At 72.5% G+C, this 18,363-nt stretch carries 18 protein-coding genes and 1 pseudogene; 8 read left to right on the top strand and 11 right to left on the bottom strand.

Annotated elements, in window-relative coordinates:
- From VFO68_RS26440 to VFO68_RS26425, 4 genes and pseudogenes are all read right to left on the bottom strand, one after another.
- Positions 1-338 (bottom strand): annotated as a pseudogene (locus VFO68_RS26440) (hypothetical protein); the annotation flags it as partial.
- A gap of 159 nt (positions 339-497) precedes the next feature.
- Complete coding sequence (locus tag VFO68_RS26435; protein ID WP_325161092.1) at positions 498-2,270, bottom strand: hypothetical protein; 1,773 nt, start codon at positions 2,268-2,270, stop codon at positions 498-500.
- A gap of 113 nt (positions 2,271-2,383) precedes the next feature.
- Positions 2,384-2,644 (bottom strand): Os1348 family NHLP clan protein, encoded by a 261-nt coding sequence (locus tag VFO68_RS26430; RefSeq protein ID WP_325161091.1) that lies wholly within the window; start codon positions 2,642-2,644, stop codon positions 2,384-2,386.
- A 73-nt stretch (positions 2,645-2,717) separates the two neighbouring features.
- On the bottom strand, positions 2,718-5,309 hold the full coding sequence (locus VFO68_RS26425; protein ID WP_325161090.1) for a LuxR C-terminal-related transcriptional regulator: 2,592 nt from the start codon (positions 5,307-5,309) through the stop codon (positions 2,718-2,720).
- Between the two features lie 91 nt (positions 5,310-5,400).
- Between VFO68_RS26425 and VFO68_RS26420 the strand changes: the two genes are divergently transcribed.
- Positions 5,401-6,189: an alpha/beta fold hydrolase gene (locus tag VFO68_RS26420; protein ID WP_414635579.1), complete on the top strand. Its 789-nt coding sequence runs from the start codon at positions 5,401-5,403 to the stop codon at positions 6,187-6,189.
- Positions 6,190-6,192: 3 nt separating this feature from the next.
- Here the strand turns inward: VFO68_RS26420 and VFO68_RS26415 are convergent, their stop codons facing one another.
- The 7 genes from VFO68_RS26415 to VFO68_RS26385 form a co-directional block, all read right to left on the bottom strand.
- A complete protein-coding gene (locus VFO68_RS26415) occupies positions 6,193-6,966 on the bottom strand; it encodes an IclR family transcriptional regulator domain-containing protein (protein WP_325161088.1) in 774 nt (257 codons plus the stop codon).
- Complete coding sequence (gene pcaC, locus VFO68_RS26410; protein WP_325161087.1) at positions 6,963-7,343, bottom strand: 4-carboxymuconolactone decarboxylase; 381 nt, start codon at positions 7,341-7,343, stop codon at positions 6,963-6,965. Before pcaC ends, VFO68_RS26415 begins: the two co-directional genes overlap by 4 nt.
- Before the next feature lie 66 nt (positions 7,344-7,409).
- Entirely contained in the window at positions 7,410-8,186 is a 777-nt protein-coding gene (gene pcaD / locus VFO68_RS26405; RefSeq protein WP_325161086.1) for a 3-oxoadipate enol-lactonase, read from the bottom strand.
- On the bottom strand, positions 8,179-8,730 hold the full coding sequence (pcaG, locus tag VFO68_RS26400; RefSeq protein WP_325161085.1) for a protocatechuate 3,4-dioxygenase subunit alpha: 552 nt from the start codon (positions 8,728-8,730) through the stop codon (positions 8,179-8,181). The genes pcaD and pcaG overlap by 8 nt, the downstream gene beginning before the upstream one ends.
- Positions 8,730-9,437, bottom strand: coding sequence for a protocatechuate 3,4-dioxygenase subunit beta (gene pcaH / locus VFO68_RS26395; protein WP_325161084.1), 708 nt, complete (start codon positions 9,435-9,437; stop codon positions 8,730-8,732). The genes pcaG and pcaH overlap by 1 nt, the downstream gene beginning before the upstream one ends.
- Entirely contained in the window at positions 9,438-10,184 is a 747-nt protein-coding gene (locus VFO68_RS26390; RefSeq protein ID WP_325161083.1) for a CoA-transferase subunit beta, read from the bottom strand.
- Entirely contained in the window at positions 10,181-10,981 is an 801-nt protein-coding gene (locus VFO68_RS26385) for a CoA transferase subunit A (protein WP_325161082.1), read from the bottom strand. The genes VFO68_RS26390 and VFO68_RS26385 overlap by 4 nt, the downstream gene beginning before the upstream one ends.
- A gap of 169 nt (positions 10,982-11,150) precedes the next feature.
- Here VFO68_RS26385 and VFO68_RS26380 point away from each other — a divergent pair, with 169 nt between their 5' ends.
- The 7 genes from VFO68_RS26380 to VFO68_RS26350 all read left to right on the top strand — a co-directional run bounded on the left by VFO68_RS26380 (position 11,151) and on the right by VFO68_RS26350 (position 18,305).
- The gene (locus tag VFO68_RS26380) at positions 11,151-12,122 is read left to right on the top strand and encodes an ABC transporter substrate-binding protein (protein WP_325161081.1); all 972 of its coding nucleotides are present in this window, start codon (positions 11,151-11,153) and stop codon (positions 12,120-12,122) included.
- Complete coding sequence (locus tag VFO68_RS26375; RefSeq protein WP_325161080.1) at positions 12,119-12,883, top strand: ABC transporter permease; 765 nt, start codon at positions 12,119-12,121, stop codon at positions 12,881-12,883. The genes VFO68_RS26380 and VFO68_RS26375 overlap by 4 nt, the downstream gene beginning before the upstream one ends.
- Positions 12,884-12,980: 97 nt before the next feature.
- The gene (locus VFO68_RS26370; RefSeq protein WP_325161079.1) at positions 12,981-13,754 is read left to right on the top strand and encodes an ABC transporter permease; all 774 of its coding nucleotides are present in this window, start codon (positions 12,981-12,983) and stop codon (positions 13,752-13,754) included.
- Positions 13,755-14,528 carry an ABC transporter ATP-binding protein gene (locus VFO68_RS26365; protein ID WP_325161078.1) on the top strand — a complete coding sequence of 258 codons (774 nt, stop codon included), beginning with the start codon at positions 13,755-13,757 and terminating at the stop codon, positions 14,526-14,528. It abuts the gene before it with no gap.
- Positions 14,529-14,536: 8 nt separating this feature from the next.
- Positions 14,537-15,994 carry a benzaldehyde dehydrogenase gene (locus VFO68_RS26360; RefSeq protein ID WP_325161094.1) on the top strand — a complete coding sequence of 486 codons (1,458 nt, stop codon included), beginning with the start codon at positions 14,537-14,539 and terminating at the stop codon, positions 15,992-15,994.
- 8 nt (positions 15,995-16,002) lie between these two features.
- Entirely contained in the window at positions 16,003-17,187 is a 1,185-nt protein-coding gene (locus VFO68_RS26355; protein WP_325161077.1) for a 4-hydroxybenzoate 3-monooxygenase, read from the top strand.
- A complete protein-coding gene (locus VFO68_RS26350; RefSeq protein WP_325161093.1) occupies positions 17,184-18,305 on the top strand; it encodes a 5-methyltetrahydropteroyltriglutamate--homocysteine S-methyltransferase in 1,122 nt (373 codons plus the stop codon). The genes VFO68_RS26355 and VFO68_RS26350 overlap by 4 nt, the downstream gene beginning before the upstream one ends.
- Positions 18,306-18,363 lie beyond the last annotated feature (58 nt).

The following is an 18,363-nucleotide window of genomic DNA, read 5'->3' as shown; positions in this document are numbered from 1 at the left end:
GCCTTGTCGAACTCGGCGGTCACCTCGATCCGCGGCTTTTCCGCTCCCGGCATGGGAGTCGCCGGTTCCAGGTCCCGGGGCTCGCGCGGTTCGACCGGGGCCGGGTCCTTGGTCGTGCCGGGGTCCTCGGTCGGCTCGGCCGGGCCTTCCGCCGGTGGGGCCGGCGGTTCGGTGACCTCGGTCGTGGTGCTGGTCTCGGTGCTGTCGGCCGGGGCGGGGTCCGGGTCGGCGGTCGCCGGGCCTGCGGCCAGCGCGCTGGTGAGCGCGAGGGCGGCGGCTAGGGCGGCGGCGCCCCGCAGAACGCGCGCTCGTAAGCGCGCACAAGTGTGCACGGTCAAGGAAGCTGGTCCCCTCTGCTCAGCGGTCTGCGCACACCCCCAGGGGCGCGACAGGGATTCGGCAATGTAACAAGGGTGTGCGGCGGACGACCATGGCAGAAAACACGAAGAAAGCCGCACCGGCCGGGGCCGGTGCGGCTTTCTCGTCCCTTGCTTCGGTTATGCGGCCGTACGGCGGCGGCGCGCGATCACCAGCGCGGCCGTCCCGCCGATCAGCGTGAGCAGGCCGAGCGCACCCAACCCGATGACGCTGGCGCCGGTGCTGGCCAGGCCGCTGTCGGAGCGCCCCTGCGCCGCGGGCGCCTGGGCGACCGGGTCGCCGCCGGGGCAGCCGGAGGTCAGCTCGGGCAGCTCCGGCAGTTCGGCCTCGCCCTGCTCCAGGGACATGCTCCAGCGCAGGTGGTCACCCGGTTCGACCTCGATCCGCGCCCGGCTCGGGTTGTCGTACACGGTCTTCATGCCGGCCGGGGGCACGACGTACACCAGGTAGTAGGGCGAGGGCATCAGGTTGCGGAAGACGAACTCGCCGTTGGCGTCGGTGGTGGCTTCGGCGGCCATGGGGCAGGGCAGGTCCGGGTTGGCCAGGATCACCCGCACGCCGGCCATCCCCTGCATGTCCTTGCCGGTGTCGATCCGGCCGCGGAAGCTCGCGACTCCGCCGGGCACGAACGCCTCGTCGGCGGTCATGGCGTGGTCGTCGTAGTCACCCATGGAGAGGCCGAAGTCGCAGGCCGCGTACACGTATCCGACCAGCTGCGCGATGGCCGGCACGGTCTCGGTCACGTCCAGCACCCGGGTCTCGCCGGGCGCGAGGGTGAGCCCGGTGGCCAACTCGCCCCAGCCAGGCCCCGTGCCCCACAGGGCCCAGTCGTCGCCGATGTGGTTGCAGAACGCCCGCAGGTTCGTGAACGGCTTCGTGCCGGAGTTGGTCAGCGTCACCGTGAGGTGCGCCAACTCGCCCGGCTGGTAGCTGTCCTTGGTGAACTCCATCGTCGCCGAGAGTGCGCCGTTGTAGGGCAGCGAGCCCCGCAGCATCAGGTTCTCGGCGCTGCCCTTCGTGTCGACGGTGATGGTCCGGTAGGGGATGTTGAAGTTGTCGACCCAGATTCCCGACATGTGGTAGCTCGTTGTCGGGACATCGCCGAAGTCGAACCGGCCGCCGGCGTCGGTGGTGGTCCGGAACGTGGTGTAGTCGTAGTCGTAGCCCAGAGCACGCAGCTCCACCACCTCGCCGGCCAGACCCTCACCCGGGTCGGGGGCGCCGTTGCCGTTCCGGTCGCCGTAGGCCAGGCCCGTGGCGGAACCGGTGCGCGGTTCGACCGGCGCGGAGAAGGACTTCGTGGGGAACTTGGTCAGGTAGCCCTCAGTGATCATCAGGCTGAACACGACCGACGTCGAGGCGAGTCGCTTCGGCCGGCCGGTCAGCTCGACCGAACGGGTCTCGCCCGGCGCCAGCACCACTCCGGGGAACCCGAACACGCCCCAGTCGATCGCACCGGACGGGACGAACGCGTCCGGCGAGTCCCAGGTGTTGATGCTCGCCGAGATCAGACCGGTGCCGGTGCTGCCACTGTTGCGGATCGTCACCGTGGCCCGGACATCCTCGCCGGTCCGGTAGGACGCCTTGTCGAAGGTGACGCTCGCATCGAGCTCCGCCTCCTGGCCGGGCGGCGGACCGGGGATGGTCGGGTCCATGGTCTCGGTGGGCTCGGCCGGGGTTTCCGTCGGCGGCGTCGACACGGCCGGCGGCTCGGTGGCCTCGGAGGCCTCGGTCGGTGGGGAGGCCTGGGTGGTTTCGGTGGTTTCGGTCGGAGTGGGCTCCGGGTCGGCGGTCGCCGGGCCGGCGGCCAGCGCGCTGGTGAGCGCGAGGGCGGCGGCCAGGACGGCGGTGCCCTTCAGAGCGCGCGCTCGGATGCGCGCACGGGAGTGCACGGTCAAGAAACTGGTCCCCTCTGGTCAGCGTTCTCAGCGCACCCCGAAGCGCGGCAGAGCGGGAACATAACAGGGACGTAAGAGGAACCACGAACCCGATCGCGACGCTGTTATCAGGCTGTGTCCGGCGAGCTGGGCCCCCGGATGATCACACCTTGATCCTCGGTGACCTGCGCGAACAGGCCGAAGAAACCGGCCCGGCTGGTGCGCTGTTCGACCGCGTTGCCGTTGGCGCCGACCCGCCTTGCGAGCAGGCTCACGTCGTCGGCGGTCAGCGTGTACCCGGCCAGCGCGGTGCGCGGATCGGTCCGCAGCGCGGCCCGGAACGCGGCGTCGGTGGTCAACCGCTCCAGCGCGTCCTCGATACCTGGCATGTGCCCCGTCCGATCTCGCATTGCTCCGATGACTATCAGAACACGCCACCCCCGGCGTCGTCCGCACCGCGAACTACGTAGGTTTTCCGCCCCGGCTACGTAGCACCGTGGCCAGACCGGTCCGGCTGGTCACGCCGAGCTTGGTGTACGCCCGCTGCAGGTGGGTCTCCACGGTGCGCACCGAGACGGTCAGCGCGTCGGCGATCTCCCGGTTCGAGCTGCCGCCCGCGGCCAGGGTGGCGATCTCCCGCTCCCGGCTGGTCAGCTCGGCGACCGGGCCGGCCAGCTCCAGCGCCGGCGTGACCGCGCCCTCGCACCGCTGGGCCAGGGCATGCGACCGCTCGGCCATCCGCTCGGCGGACCGGGCGTCCTGCCGGCGGCGGAACTCTGCGGCCGCGGCGGCGGCCGACTCGGCGGCGAACAGCAGCGCGCCGTGCTCCTCGAACTCCGCGACGGCCGCGGTCAGCGCGTCCGGATCACGCCGGCCCAGCGCGCCCACCACCGCCGCCCGGGCCGCGACCATCGGGTTGTCCGAGCCGGCGGCCAACTCGGCGAGCGGCCGGGCGGCATCGGATGCCCCGGTCCGGGCCAGGTCGTGCCAGGCGGCGGCGGCCAGCGCCGCACCCTGGGCCTGCGCGGCGGCATCCCGCAGCAACTGCCCGGCCCGCACCGGGTTGCCCAGCAGCCGGGCGGTCCAGGCCCGGGCCCGCAGCTCGTCGGAGATCAGCAGGTGCAGATCGGTGTCGGGCATCGCGTCCAGCTGCCCGATCGCGGCGCGCGCCCGGGCGGTGTCCTCCCGCTGCGCGGCGGCCAGCGCGACCCCGGCACAGCACCACCGGCGCAGGGCGAGCTGCCCGAGCTCCTCGGCGATCGCCTGGCCCTCGGTGAACGCGTGCTCGGCCCGGCGCAACCGGCCGGTCAGCAACTCGATCCGACCGCGCAGCAGGGCGGTCCAGGCCTGGCCGGTACGGCTGTGCAGCCGGACCGAGCGGTCGTAGAGCCCGCCGGCCGCGGCCTGCGCCTCGGCGAGCCGGCCGGCCTCGCCCAGCGCGACCACCCGGGCCAGCCGGGCCTCGCCGCCCTCGGGGCCGCGCCCGGCCCGGTCCACATAGGCCAACGCTCGCGCGGCCTGCCCGGACAGGGCCGCCGCGATCGCCGCCGTCGCGGCCTGGCCGGGCCCGGGGGTGCCGCCCAGCGCGTCGCCCAGCCGGCCACGGAGCAGCGCGATCACCGCGTGCTGGGCGGCGACCTGGTCCAGCAGCGGGCCGGTGAGCTGGTCGGCGCCGGCGGTCAGCGTGGCCGCCGCCGCCCCGCCGCGACCCCGCCAGTACAGCAGGGCGCGGGCCTGCTCGATCGCCACCGACGCCCGCTCCTCGCCGGTCCGGGCCTCGCCGGCCAGCTCGGCCAGCAGGGACTCGGCGCGCTCCGGCCAGCCCCGTTCGCCGAGCACCTTCGCGTGCAGCAACCGGGCAGGCGGCCCGGCCCCGGCATCGGTCGCGGCCACCGCGAGCCGCTCGGCCAGCGGTAGGTTGCCGGCCCGGCGGGCCCCGCGGGCCGCGTCGGTCATGATCTCCGGGTCGACCGTGCCGCCGCCGTCGAGCTGCCACACCGCGAGCGGCAGCGCGCCGACCCGCTCCACGCCGACGCCGGCCGCGGCCTCGGCGAGCCGGCGGCTGGCCGCCATCCGGCCGAGCGCGGTGAGCTCGTCGCGCAGCACCTCGCCGTACAGCGGGTGCGCCAGGCTGACCTGCAACCCGCTGCGCTGCTGCACGGTCTGCACCAGGCCGTGCCGTTCCAGCCGGTCCACCAGCGCCGGGTCGGCGAACTGGGCGACGATCTCCCACGGCAGCGGCTCACCGAGGGCGACCAGCTCCAGCAGCTCCCGGTCGGTGCCGTCCAGGTCCACCAGCCGGGCGCCGACCAGCTCGGCCAGGCGCGGCGAGCTGGCCAGCCGCCGGGCCAGCCGCCACACGCCCGCGTCCCGGCGCAGGATGCCGGCATCCAGCCCGCCCAGCACCAGCTCGTGCAGGAACAGCGCGTTGCCCTGGCTGGCCTGGCACAGCTCGTGCCGGGCGGCGCCGTCGATCGCCCCGCCGAGCACCGAGTCCAGGATCCGGTCGACGTCCCGGTCGGTCAGCGGGGCGAGGTCGAGCCGGTCGACGATGGCGTCCTTCCACAGGGCCAGCAGCGGTTCCGGGGCCGGAAGTCCGGTGCGGGTGGTGAGCACGACGAACGCCCGGTCCGGCGCGGCGAGCTGCTGCACCACCGTGGCGGAGGCGGGATCCAGCAGGTGCGCGTCGTCCACCACGAGCAACAGCGGGCCGGGTCCGCCGGCGATCGCGTCGGCGGCGGCCCGCAGCCAGTTGGCCCGTGGACCGGTGCGCCGCGAGTCGGCCGGCAGCAGCGGGGCCAACGCCCCGAGCGGCACGCCCGCCGCGGCGCGCGTGGCCAGCACCCGCACGCAGCGGAACCCCACCTTCTCGGCGATCCGGGCACATTCGGTGGCCAGCCGGGTCTTGCCCACGCCGGCCGGCCCGGCCAGCAGCAGACCCGCCGCGTCGGGCCGGCCGAGCGCCGCGGCCACCCGGGCAAGCTCGCGCTCGCGACCCACGAACGGCCACGGCCGGTCGAGCACGGTCTGTTGACCGAGTTCCGCTGTGCCCATAGGCAGCCCTCGCACGCCCCGACAAACCCGTCCGCTATTTGATCGCCGATCCGCCCGGCACTGCTACGGCCATAGGGTGGGGCTCGTGACCATGGCATCAGTGCGCGGGATCAGTATCGGGTACGACGAGGAGGGGACCGGGGACGCGCTGGTGCTGGTGCACGGCCACCCGTTCAACCGCTCGATGTGGCGCCCCCAGCTACGCCGGTTCGGCCGGTCGCCCTGGCGGGTGATCGCGGCGGACCTGCGCGGCTACGGGGAGTCCACCGTGGTCCCCGGCAAGACCACACTCGACGTGTTCGCCGCCGACATCGCCGCGCTGCTCGACAGCCTGGGCGTGGAGCGGATCGTGCTCGGCGGCCTGTCCATGGGCGGTCAGATCGTCATGGACTTCTACCGCCAGTTCCCGGACCGGGTGCGCGCACTGGTCCTGGCCGACACCTTCGCCGGCCTGGACACCCCGCAGCGCCGCCAACTCCGCCTGGACACCGCCGACCGCCTGGAGCGCGAGGGCATGGCCGGCTACGCCGACGAGGAGCTGCCCAAGATGGTGTGGCCGCCCAACCTCGACGCCGACCCGGACCTCGCCGAGCACGTCCACCGGATGATGCGCACCACCCCGCCGGCCGGCGCCGCCGCCGCGCTGCGCGGCCGGGCCGAACGCCCCGACTACGTCCCCCTCCTCGGCGCCGCCTCGGTGCCCGCCCTCGTCGTGGTCGGCCGCGAGGACCACTACACCCCCATCCCCGACGCCGAGCTCATGCACGCCCACCTGCCCAACTCCACCCTCGTGATCATCGACGGCGCCGGCCACATGCCCAACCTCGAACGCCCCGAGGAGTTCGACGACGCGCTCGGCACCTTCCTCAAGACGGTGTAGGAGTTACCGGCGCTGGCGGCCGAAGAAGTCGGCTTCGATGCGGGCGGCGGTTTTCAGCAGGGGTGGCAGGAGATCGCGGCGCATGACCTCCAGGGAGGTGCGGCTGGCGTGGGCGGAGACGTTGAGGGCGGCGATCACCCGGCCGGTGCGGTCCCGGACGGGGGCGGCGATGGCCCGCAGGCCGTCCTCCAGCTCCTGGTTGACCAGGGCGTAACCCTGGGTGCGCACCTTGCCGAGCTCGGTGCGCAGCGCCGCCACCGAGGAGACCGTTCGGCTGGTGAGGGAGTCCAGGCGGACCCGGGCGAGGTAGGCGTCCAGGTCGGGTTCGGCCAGCCCGGCCAGCAGCACCCGGCCCATCGAGGTGGCGTAGGCGGGGAACCGGGTGCCGACGCTGATCACCACGGTCATGATCCGGCTGGTCGGGACGCGGGCCACGTACACCACGTCGTCGCCGTCCAGGACGGACACCGAGGACGACTCGTTCACCTCGGCGACCAGCGCCTCCAGGTGTGCCTCGGCGACCTCGGGCAGGGACAGGCTGGACAGGTAGGCGTAGCCCAGTTCGAGCACCCGGGCGGTCAGCGAGAAGTACCGGCCCTCGGCCCGCACGTAGCCCAGTTCGGCCAGGGTGAGCAGGAACCGGCGGGCGGCGGCCCGGGTCACCCCGGTCGCGGCGGCAACCTCGCTCAGCGTCAGCTCGGCGTGGTCGGCGTCGAACGCCCGGATCACCGCCAGCCCGCGCTCCAGCGACTGCACGAAGTCGGGACCGCGGCTCATGGTGCCACCCCTTCCTCGTCGAGCACCGCCGCGGCGACGGCGAAGGCGGCGTTGGCGGCCGGGGCGCCGGCATAGACCGCGGTGTGCAGCAGCACCTCGCGGATCTCCACCGGCGTGACGCCCAGCCGCAGCGCGGCCCGCACGTGCATGGCCAGCTCCGGCTCGCAGCGCAGCGCGGCGAGCAGGGCAAGGGTGAGCAGGCTGCGGGTGCGCCGGTCCAGCTCGGGCCGGGCCCACACCCCACCCCACGCCGACCGGGTCACGTACTCGTGGAACGGCGCGGTGAACGCGGTGGCGCCGGCGATCGCCCGGTCCACATGCTCGTCGCCGAGCACCGCCCGGCGTACCCGCTCGCCGGCCCGGTCCGGGTCGGTCACGTTGCCTCCTCGCAGGCTCGGAGCCACCGTGACCGGACGCCCTGTGACATTGGTTCGTTCGCAAGCTCACTCACGTTGCGCACCTCCGAGGAAGTCGAGCAGCAGCCGGGTCACGGCCGCCGGTTGCTCGACGTTGGCCAGGTGTGCCGCGTCCGGCACGATCGACAGCTCGGCGCCGGGAATGCCGGCGGCGATGGTCCGGGCGTGCTCCGGCGGGGTGGCCGGATCGTCGGCGCCGGCGATCACCAGGGTGGGTGCGGTGATCGCGCCCAGCGCGGGCACCAGATCCATGGACTCGATGGCCGCGCAGCAGCCCACGTAGCCGGCCGCCGGGGTGCCGGTGAGCATGGCCCGGGCCCAGGCGATGGTGTCCGGGTCGCGGGCGGCGAACCCGGGCGTGAACCAGCGGCCGAGCTGGGCCTCGGCGATCGCCGAAATCCCTTGCGCGGCAACGGTCTCGATCCGCGTACGCCACATGTCGGGCGGGCCGAGCCGGGCCGAGGTGCACAGCAGCGCGAGCCGGTCCACCCGGTCCGCGGCGTTGGCGGCCAGCCACATCGCCACCATCCCGCCGAGCGACAGGCCACCGAGGTGCACCCGGTCCAGACCCAGCCGGTCCAGCAGGTCCAGCAGGTCGCCGCCCAGATCGTCGAGCCGGTAGCGGCCGGGCGGTACCGGCGAGCCGCCGTGCCCGCGGTGGTCGTAGCGCACCACCCGGTACCGCTCGGTGAGCGCGGCGAGCTGCGGCCGCCACATGTCGGCCGTGGTGCCCAGCGAGCTGCCGAGCACCAGGACCGGCGCGCCGGCCGGACCGTCCACCGTGTACGCCAGGGCTTCAGACACTGAAGAAGACCGTCTCGCCCGGGCCGCGCAACCGGACGTCGAACCGGAAGCCGTCCTCGGCGGCGACGGCGATCAGCGTGCCGCGCCGGGCCTGGTCGATCCCGGCCAGCACCGGGTCCTGCGCGTTGGCCGGCTCGTCCGGCAGGTATATCCGGGTCACCACCCGGTCCAGCAGGCCGCGCGCGAAGACCGACAGGTCCAGATGGGGCGCCTGCTGCCGGCCGGCCGGATCCGGCACCCGCCCCGGGCGCACGGTCAGGATCGCCCAGTGCCCGGCGGCGTCGGTGGGGCAGCGGCCGAACCCGCGGAACTCCACCCCGGCGCCGCGCGGGTCGTCCGGGTGCGCGAACCGGCCGTCCGGATCGGCCTGCCAGGTCTCCACCAACGCGTCCGGCACCGGGTCGCCGTCCTCGTCGAGCACCCGGCCGCGCAGCCAGAACGCGCCCGGCGTGCCCTCGGCGACCACGTGCGGCCCGTCCGGCCAGGGCAGGCAGTGCGCGAAGAACGGCCCGATGGTCTGCGACGGTGTCAGTGGAAGATCCATCAACGCTCCATCGGAGTCGCGTCCCGACCGCGCAGCACGATGTCGAACCGGTAGGCCAGCGCCCACTCCGGAACCGTGCGGGACAGGTCGAAGCTGGAGATCATCCGGGGCCGGGCCGCCTCGGGTACCGCGTTGTAGATCGGGTCCTGGAAGAACAGCGGATCGCCGGGGAAGTACATCTGGGTGATCAGCCGCTGGGTGAACGACCGCCCGAACAGCGAGAAGTGGATGTGCGCGGCACGCCAGGCGTTGTCGTGGTTGCGCCACGGGTACGCGCCAGGCTTGATCGTCACCAGTTCGAAGTGGCCGTCGGCGTCGGTCAGGCACCGGCCGACCCCGGTGAAGTTCGGGTCGAGCGGCGCCGGATGCCGGTCGCTGGCGTGGAAGTAGCGGCCGGCCGAGTTGGCCTGCCACACCTCGACCAGGCTGTGCGGCACCGGCCGGCCGTCCTCCTCGAGCACCCGGCCGTGCACGATGATCCGCTCGCCGAGCGGCTCGCCGTCGTGCTGCTGGGTGAGGTCGGCGTCGCCCGGGTGGACCCGGCCCTCGCCGAGCAGCGGGCCGGTGATCTCGGTCAGCGAGTGCGCCAGGCGAACCGGGTCGAGCGCCGGCGCCCGGGTGGTGGTGGACCGGTACCCCGGGCTGTAGAGCGGCGGATGCACGCCGTCGCCGGGACGCCGGTAGCCGGGTAGGACGAGGTCGGTCATTCAGGCTCCCTTCACCAGGGCGCGCAGCAGGTCCAGTTCCTCGCCGGTCGGTGGCGGGGTCTCGGTGAGGTCGGCGGCGACGGCGAGGTCCCAGCCGGTTGCCGCGCGCGCGGCGGCCAGGTCGGCGCCGGGGTGCAGGCTGGTCAGGGTCAGCTCGCGGGTGTCCGGATCCGGTTGCAGCACACCGATGTCGGTGACCACCAGCACCGGGCCGCGGCCGCGCAGGCCGAGCCGTTCCCGGCTGCCCGGCCCGTCGCCGAAGCCGACCGAGGTGATGAAGTCGACCTTCTCCACGAACGCCCGCCGGGTGTGCCGCAGCATCAGGAACACCTCGCGGCAGGACGCGGCGATCTCCGGCGCGCCGCCCGCGCCGGGCAGCCGCACCGTCGGGTCGCGGTAGTCGCCGATCACCGTGGTGTTCAGGTTGGCGAACCGGTCGAGCTGTGCGGCGGACAGGAATCCGACGTCGATCCGGCCGGGCTGCAGCCAGTAGTTGAACACCTCGGGCACGCTGACCACGGCGTCGGCGGTCAGCGCCAGCTCACCGTCGCCAATGGACAGTGGCAACCTCGTCGGTTTGGCGCCGATCGCGCCGGACTCGTAGATCAGCACCAGGTTCGGCGCGTGCAGCCGGCGGGCCAGGTTTGCCGCGGTGCTGGGCAGGCCGATGCCCACGAAGCAGGACGTGTGACCGGTCAGCGCCCGCGCGGCGGTGACCGTCATCATCTCCTCGGCGGTCCACGTCATGCGGCCAACGCCTCGAGCCAGGCGGTGAACGTGTCCCGGTCGCGGCTGATCGCGTCCCACGCGCGGTAGGCCTCGTTGTCCCGGTCGTAGTAGCCCTGCGCGTAGGACGGACGGGCGCCGCCGGGCACCTCGGCCACCGCGCTCACCGTCCAACCGGGCAGCACCACCGCGTCCGGCCGGGGTTCCAGCGCGTCGACGATTTCCTCTACGGTGACCAGGGAGCGGTCGGCGGCCAGCACCGCCTCCTTCTGCACCCCGGTCAGCCCCCACATCTGCACGTTGCCGGCGCGGTCGGCGCGCTGCGCGTGGATGATCGTGACGTCCGGCCGCAGCGCCGGCACCGCGGTGAGCACCTCGCCGGTGAACGGGCAGGTGACCGTGGCGAGGTTCGCGGTGTGCCGGAACAGGTCGGTGCCGGCGTAGCCGCGCAGCACGGCGAACGGCAGCCCGGAGGCCCCGGCCACGTAGCGGTTGGCCATGCCGGCGTGGCTGTGCTCCTCCACCTCGAGCGGAACCGGCCAACCGTTGCTCACCGCGTCGCGAAACCGGTGCAGGGAACCGACTCCAGGGTTGCCGCCCCAGGAGAACACCAGCGCCCGCGCGCATCCGGCGCCGATCAACTGGTCGTAGATGATGTCCGGGGTCATCCGGACCAGGGTGAGGTTCCGCCGGCCCTGCCGGATGATCTCCTGGCCGGCCCGCACCGGGATGAGGTGGGTGAACCCCTCCAGGGCGACCACGTCGCCGTCCCGGACCAGCGTCGCGATGCCCTCGGCCAGACCGACCAGTTCGGCCATCGGCCCCTCCGGCGTGCGCTATGCGAACGAAAGTTCTTCCATCGCACCATAGGGAGCGCCCGAGCGCCAAGTCAAGGTTGACGCTGGTATGTCGATCGTTCTACGTTCATCTACTGAACACGCGTTCGCAGAGCGAACACGGCCCATACGGGTGGATGGAGTCCCGACGATGCGACGAAAACTGGCTGTCCTGTTCACGACCCTGCTGGCCGTCACCGCCTGCGGCGCCAATACCGGCAGCGGCGGCGGTGCACCCGCGTCCTCGGCCCCGCCCGGCCAGCCCGAGAAGGTCGTCGTGGGGGTCATCCCGATCCTGGACGTCGCGCCGATCTATCTCGGCAAGCAGAAGGGCTTCTTCACCAAGCGCAACATCGAGCTGGACCTGCAACTCGCCCAGGGCGGCGCGGCGATCGTGCCGGCCGTGGTCAGCGGGCAGTACCAGTTCGGCTTCTCCAACATGGTCTCGCTGCTGCTCGCGCAGTCCCGCAACGTGCCGATCAAGGTGGTGTCCAACGGAAACAACTCCACCGGTGAGGACGGCAAGGACTTCGCGGCGCTGATGGTCAAGGGCGACAGTCCGATCAGGACGGCGGCCGACCTGGCCGGCAAGAAGGTCGCGGCGAACACGCTGAAGAACATCGTGGACACCTCGGTGCGCCAGTCGATCCGCAAGGCCGGCGGCGACCCCACCCAGGTGCAGTTCGTCGAGATGGGCTTCCCGCAGCAGCCGGCCGCGTTGCAGTCCGGCCAGGTCGACGCCGTGTTCGTGGTCGAGCCGTTCCAGGAGCAGGTGCTGAGCCAGGGCGGCCGCAAGATCGCGTCCAGCTACGTCGACGTGGCCCCGCAGCTCACCGTGGCCAGCTACTTCGCGTCCAACCAGCTCATCGGCCAGAACCCCGACCTGGTCAAGCGGTTCACCGAGGCCATGCAGGAGTCGCTGGCCTACGCCGACTCGCACCCCGACGAGGCGCGGCAGATCATCGGCACCTACACCCAGATCGCGCCGGACGTGATCGCCAAGGTGACGCTGCCGAAGTTCCCGGCCGCGGTGAACAAGGACTCCGTGCAGAAGCTCGCCGACCTGGCCCTGCAGGACAAGCTGCTGGACAAGCCCGCCGACGTGAACGCCCTGTTCCTGTGAGAGTTCTGCTCGGCCTCGCGGGCCTGGTCGCCTTCGGCGCGCTGCTGGAGGTGGTGCCGCGGATCGGGTTGGTGTCGCCCGACTTCGCGCCGCCGACCAGCCGGATCGCCGCCGCGCTCGGCGACCAGGTTCGCGAGGAGCAGTTCTGGGTGGCGCTGCTGGACACGTTGCGCACCTGGGCGCTGGGCCTGGTCATCGCGGTGCTGGCCGGGGTGGTGATCGGCGTGCTGGTCGGCTCGGTTCCGGTGTTGCGCACCCTGACCGCGTCGACCATCGAGTTCCTCCGGCCGATCCCGTCGGTGGCGCTGATCCCGCTGGCCGTGCTGCTCTACGGTTCCACGGTCACCTCGACGCTGATCCTGGTGGTGTACGCGTCGTTCTGGCAGGTGCTGGTCCAGGTGTTGTACGGGGTGGCCGACGTCGACCCGGTGGCCCGGGACACCGCGCGGTCCTACCGGCTCGGTCCGGTGGCCACCGTGCGCTACCTGATCTGGCCGACCACGCTGCCCTATGCGGTCACCGGCGTGCGGCTGGCCGCCTCGGTCGCGTTGATCCTGACCATCACCGGCGAGCTGATCATCGGCTCGCCGGGGCTGGGCAAGGACATCGCGATCGCCCAGGCCAGCGGTGCGGTGCCGCAGATGTACGCGCTGGTGGTGGTCACCGGCCTGATCGGCGTGCTGGCCAACCTGGCCACCCGCTCGGCCGAACGCCAGGTGCTGGCCTGGCATCCGTCGGTACGGGCGGAGGTGCCGGTATAGTGAGCGAGCTTGCGAGCGAACCATCGAGCACAGTCCCGGCGCTGAGCGTGCGAAGCGGCGGGTCTTGTCGGCACCGAGCTTGCGAGGTGTCCGGCTGATGAGAGTCGCCTACCGGGCCACCCAGCTCCTCGCGTTGCCGGTGCTGCTGTTCGCCACCTGGTGGTTCGCCAGCGCCGGGTCCACCGCGTTCTACATCCCGCCGCTGTCGGTGATCCTGGACGCGTTCGACGACACCTGGTTCGGGCCGCGGATCACCGAGGACGTGCTGCCGAGCCTCGGCCGGCTCGCGCTCGGCTACCTGATCGCCGTCGTGGTCGGGGTCGTGGTCGGCATGCTGATCGGCCTGAACCGCACCCTGCGCGCGCTGCTGGAACCGACGCTGGAGTTCCTGCGCGCGATCCCGCCGCCGGTGCTGGTGCCGATCCTCATGCTGTTCGCCGGGATCGGGAACAGCATGAAGGTCCTGGTGATCGTGTCCGGGTGCGTGTGGCCGGTGCTGCTGAACACGGTCGAGGGCGTGCGGGCGATCGACGGCGTGCTGATCGACACCTGCCGCAGCTACCGGATCGGTGGTGTGCTGCGGTTGTGGCACCTGGTGTTGCGCTCGGCCAGCCCGCAGATCATGGCCGGCGCCCGGCAGGCGTTGTCCGTGGGCATCATCCTGATGGTGATCAGCGAGATGTTCGCGGCCAGCAGTGGTCTCGGCTTCACCATCGTGCAGTTCCAGCGCGGCTTCCAGATTCCCGAGATGTGGAGCGGGGTGTTGCTGCTCGGCCTGCTCGGCGTGCTGCTGTCGCTGGTGTTCCGGGTGGTGGAGAACCGGGTACTGGCCTGGTATCACGGAGTCCGGACGGTGGAGAAGGAACGCTGAGTGCTGACCGTTACCGAGTTACACAAGGTCTACGACGGCCAGGGCCGCCGGGTGGCCGCGGTCGGCGAGCTGACGTTCACGGTGCAGGCCGGCCAGTTCGTCTGCATCGTCGGCCCCTCCGGGTGCGGCAAGACCACGCTGCTGCGCTGCATCGCCGGGCTGCTCCCGCCGACCGCCGGCGAGGTCCGGCTGGCCGGCGAGCGGGTGTCCGGGCCGCCCAAGGGGTTGGCCGTGGTGTTCCAGGAGTACGGCCGCAGCCTGTTCCCCTGGTTACGGGTGGCCGACAACGTGGAGTTACCGTTGCGCGCCGCCGGGATCGCCCGCGCGGACCGGCGCCGGCAGGTCGCCGAGGCGCTGGACGCGGTCGGGCTGGCCGACGCGCACGGCGCCTACCCGTGGCAGCTCTCCGGCGGCATGCAGCAGCGGGTGGCGATCGCCCGGGCCATCGCCTACCAGCCGCGGGTGCTGCTGATGGACGAGCCGTTCGCCGCAGTGGACGCGCAGACCCGGGCCGACCTGGAGGACCTGATCCGCTCCGTCTGGCAGCGGTTCGAGATGACCATGCTGTTCGTCACGCACGACATCGACGAGGCCGTCTACCTGGGCCAGCGGGTGATCATGCTGTCCGCCGCGCCCACCACGATCGCCGACGACCTGGAGATCGACCTGCCGGACGAGCGGGACCAGCTCACCACACGCGGCGCCCCGCGGTTCACCGAACTGCGCGGCCAGGTCTACGCCCAGATCCAGAAGGCGAAGGTGGACAGAACATGACGGCGACGCTGAACCTGTTGAATGCCAAGGAGTTCGAGGGTCAGATCTACAGTGGAGGGTGGACCGAGTCGCGCGGCGGGCACGTCCCGATCACCGAGCCGGCCACCGGCGCCGAGCTGGGCCGCACCGGAACGGCCAATGCCGAGGATGTGGCGGCCGCCGCCGAGGCGGCCGCGGCGGCGCAGCGCGACTGGGCGACCGCCAGCTTCGAGGACCGGGCCGGGGTGTTACGCCGGGCCGGCGCGCTGGTCGAGCAGCACGCCGACGAGTTGCGCGACTGGGTGATCCGGGAGACCGGCGCCGTTGCGGGCCTGGCCGGCTTCGCGGGCGGCGTGGCCGCGCAGGAGTGCTACGAGGCCGCCGCGCTCGCCTCCCGGCCGCTCGGCGAGATCCTGCCGACCAACCAGCCGCGGCTGAGCCTGCTGCGCCGGATGCCGGTGGGCGTCGTCGGCGTGATCTCGCCGTTCAACGTGCCGCTGATCCTGTCCATCCGCTCGGTCGCGCCGGCCCTGGCGCTGGGCAACGCCGTGGTCCTCAAGCCGGACCTGCGCACCCCGGTGTCCGGCGGGTTCGCCATCGCGGCGGTGCTGGCCGAGGCCGGTCTGCCGGACGGGCTGCTGCACGTGCTGCCCGGCGGCGCCGACGCCGGCACCGCGCTGGTCACCGACCGGCACGTGCGGGTGATCTCGTTCACCGGGTCCACCGCCACCGGCCGGGCGGTCGCCGAACTGGCCGGCCGGCACCTCAAGCGGGTGCATCTGGAACTGGGCGGCAACTCGGCGATCGTCGTGCTGGACGACGCCGACATCGACGCGGCCGTCTCCGCCGGGGCCTGGGGCTCGTTCCTGCACCAGGGCCAGATCTGCATGACCGCCGGCCGGCACCTGGTGCACGAGGCCGTCGCCGCGGACTACACCGAGGCGCTGGCGGCGCATGCCGACGCGCTCCCGGTGGGCAACCCGGCAACCGACCCGGTCGCGCTCGGCCCGCTGATCGACGAGGGCCAGCGGGACAAGGTGCACGCGCTGGTGACGTCCACTGTGGACGCCGGGGCGCGGCTCGCGGCCGGCGGGCGCTACGAGGGGCTGTGCTACCGGCCGACCGTGCTTTCCGGGGTCACGCCGGACATGCCGGCCTACGCGCAGGAGGTGTTCGGCCCGGTCGCCCCGGTCGTGCCGTTCGCGACCGAGGACGAGGCCGTCGCGCTGGCCGCCGGCAGCGAGTACGGCCTGTCGCTGTCCATCCTCACCGGCAACGCGATGCGGGGCCTGGCGCTGGCCGAGCGGATCCCGACCGGGATCGTGCACATCAACGACCAGACCGTGAACGACGAGGCGGTCGCGCCGTTCGGCGGCGTGCTCGAGTCCGGCACCGGCGCGCGGTTCGGCGGCGCGGCCAACCTGGACGCGTTCACCGACCAGCGCTGGATCACGATGCGCGGCGACATCCCGCCCTACCCGTTCTGATGGACAGCATGCGCACGCAGGTGGGGATCATCGGCGCCGGCCCGGCCGGGCTGATGCTCGCCCACCTGCTGCACCTGCACGGCATCGACTCGGTGGTGCTGGAGCGGCAGACCCGGGAGCACATCGAGCGCCGGATCCGGGCCGGTGTGCTCGAGCAGGGCACGGTCGACCTGCTCGACGAGCTCGGCCTGGCCGGCCGGCTGCACCGGGAGTCCCTGGTGCACACCGGGTTGGAGCTGCTGTTCGACGGCGAGGGGCACCGCATCCCGCTCACCGACCTGACCGGGCGCGGGGTGACCATCTACGCCCAGCACGAGCTGATCAAGGATCTGGTCGCGGCCCGGCTGGACACCGGCCGCGCACTGCTGTTCTCCGCGGCCGCGACCGGGATCGACGGCCCGGCCGGCGACGCGCCGGTGATCCGGTTCCGGCAGGAGGACCGGGATGTCGAGCTGCACTGCGACATCGTGGCCGGCTGCGACGGGTTCCACGGGGTGAGCCGGGCGGCGGTCCCGGCCGGCGCGATCACCGCCTACGACCACGTGTACCCGTACTCCTGGCTGGGCGTGCTGGCGCAGGCGCCGCCGTCGTCCGAAGAGCTGATCTACGCCCACCACGACGACGGGTTCGCCCTGCACAGCATGCGCAGCCCCGAGATCACCCGGCTCTACCTGCAGGTCGCTCCGGACGAGCGGATCGAGGAGTGGCCGGACGAGCGGATCTGGGAAGGGCTGCGCGCCCGGCTGCACCGCCGGGACGGCTTCCGGCTCAACACCGGGCCGATCCTGGACAAGGGCGTCACCGCGCTGCGCAGCTACGTCACCGAACCGATGCGCCACGGCCGGCTGTTCCTGGCCGGCGACTCGGCGCACATCGTGCCGGCAACCGGCGCGAAAGGGCTCAACCTCGCCGTGGCCGACGTGTACGTGCTGGCCGCGGCGATCAACGACTGGTACTCCGCCGGAAGTGACGCCGGACTGGACGCGTACTCCTCGACCTGCCTGCGCCGGGTCTGGCGGGTGCAGCACTTCTCCTGGTGGATGACCTCGATGCTGCACCGGCTGCCGGAACCGGACCCGTTCGGCGCCCGGTTGCAGCTGTCCCAACTGCGTTACCTGACCAGCTCCGCGGCGGCCGCCACGTCGTTCGCGGAGAACTACGTCGGACTGCCCCTACCCAAAGGAGGATGGTGACGTTGCGAGACCTCCCACCGTTCCGCGCCGATCACGTCGGCAGCCTGCTGCGGCCGCCGGCACTGCTGGCCGCGCGGGAGGACCGGGCCGCCGGCCGGATCTCCGCCGAGGACCTGCGGAAGATCGAGGACGAGGCCATCGCCGACGTGGTCGCGATGCAGCGCGACGTCGGCCTGCAGTCGGCCACCGACGGCGAGTTCCGCCGGTCCACCTGGCACATGGACTTCATCTACCAGCTCGGCGGCATCGGCCAGTCCGACGAGAAGCTCAAGGTGCACTTCCGGAACGCGGCGGGGGATCTGGACTTCACCAGCGCCGCGCTGCGGGTGCGGGAGAAGATCACGCTGCCCGAGACGATCTTCGCCGACCACTTCCGGTACCTGAGCTCGTTGGCGGGCGAGGGTGTCACCCCGAAGCTGACCATCCCGTCGCCGAGCATGGTGCACTACCGCGGCGGCCGGGCGTTCATCGATCCGGCGGTCTACCCGGACGTCGAGGAGTTCTGGTCGGACCTGTCCGCCGCGTACGCCCGGCAGATCGCCGGTGTGGCCGGGCTCGGCTGCACCTACCTCCAGCTCGACGACACCAGCCTGGCCTACCTCAACGACCCGGAGCAGCGGGCCGAACTGGCCGCCCGCGGCGACGACGCCGAGCACCAGCATCTGCGCTACATCAAGCAGATCAACGCGGCGCTGGCGGACAAGCCGGCCGGTCTGACCGTCACGACCCACATGTGCCGGGGCAACTTCCGGTCCTCCTGGGTGGCCGAGGGCGGCTACGACTTCGTGGCCGAGGCACTGTTCTCCGAGTTGGCCGTGGACGGCTTCTTCCTGGAGTACGACGACCCCCGCTCCGGCGGGTTCGCTCCGCTGCGGTTCGTCCCGCCGGGCAAGCTGGTGGTTCTCGGCCTGGTCACCACCAAACGCGGTGAGCTGGAGTCCAAGGACACGCTCAAACGCCGCATCGACGAGGCGGCTCAGTACGTTCCCCTGGACCAGATCTGCCTGTCCCCCCAGTGCGGCTTCTCTTCCACGGTCGAGGGCAATGCCCTGAGCTACGAGGAGGAAGTGGCCAAACTCCGCCTCATCGTGGAGACCGCCCGGGAGGTCTGGGGCTGAGCGGAGGGCGGCGCCGCGCGCCGGGGGTACGGCGCGCGACGCTTCCCCTCCGGTTCTC

This window comes from Actinophytocola sp. (genome assembly GCF_035712165.1).
In the GTDB taxonomy this organism is placed as follows: Bacteria; Actinomycetota; Actinomycetes; order Mycobacteriales; family Pseudonocardiaceae; genus DASYTH01.
Note: the sequence above shows the minus strand (reverse complement) of the source record. Positions and strands in the feature narration are given on the sequence as shown.

Excerpts from the sequence above, each read along its gene's own strand:
- VFO68_RS26430 (WP_325161091.1), bottom strand. The coding sequence starts at position 2,644 with ATGCCAGGTATCGAGGACGCGCTGGAGCGGTTGACCACCGACGCCGCG.
- VFO68_RS26425 (WP_325161090.1), bottom strand. The coding sequence starts at position 5,309 with ATGGGCACAGCGGAACTCGGTCAACAGACCGTGCTCGACCGGCCGTGG.
- VFO68_RS26420 (WP_414635579.1), top strand. The coding sequence starts at position 5,401 with ATGGCATCAGTGCGCGGGATCAGTATCGGGTACGACGAGGAGGGGACC.
- VFO68_RS26415 (WP_325161088.1), bottom strand. The coding sequence starts at position 6,966 with ATGAGCCGCGGTCCCGACTTCGTGCAGTCGCTGGAGCGCGGGCTGGCG.
- pcaG (WP_325161085.1), bottom strand. The coding sequence starts at position 8,730 with ATGGATCTTCCACTGACACCGTCGCAGACCATCGGGCCGTTCTTCGCG.
- pcaH (WP_325161084.1), bottom strand. The coding sequence starts at position 9,437 with ATGACCGACCTCGTCCTACCCGGCTACCGGCGTCCCGGCGACGGCGTG.
- VFO68_RS26390 (WP_325161083.1), bottom strand. The coding sequence starts at position 10,184 with ATGACGTGGACCGCCGAGGAGATGATGACGGTCACCGCCGCGCGGGCG.
- VFO68_RS26385 (WP_325161082.1), bottom strand. The coding sequence starts at position 10,981 with ATGGCCGAACTGGTCGGTCTGGCCGAGGGCATCGCGACGCTGGTCCGG.
- VFO68_RS26380 (WP_325161081.1), top strand. The coding sequence starts at position 11,151 with ATGCGACGAAAACTGGCTGTCCTGTTCACGACCCTGCTGGCCGTCACC.
- VFO68_RS26370 (WP_325161079.1), top strand. The coding sequence starts at position 12,981 with ATGAGAGTCGCCTACCGGGCCACCCAGCTCCTCGCGTTGCCGGTGCTG.
- VFO68_RS26355 (WP_325161077.1), top strand. The coding sequence starts at position 16,003 with ATGCGCACGCAGGTGGGGATCATCGGCGCCGGCCCGGCCGGGCTGATG.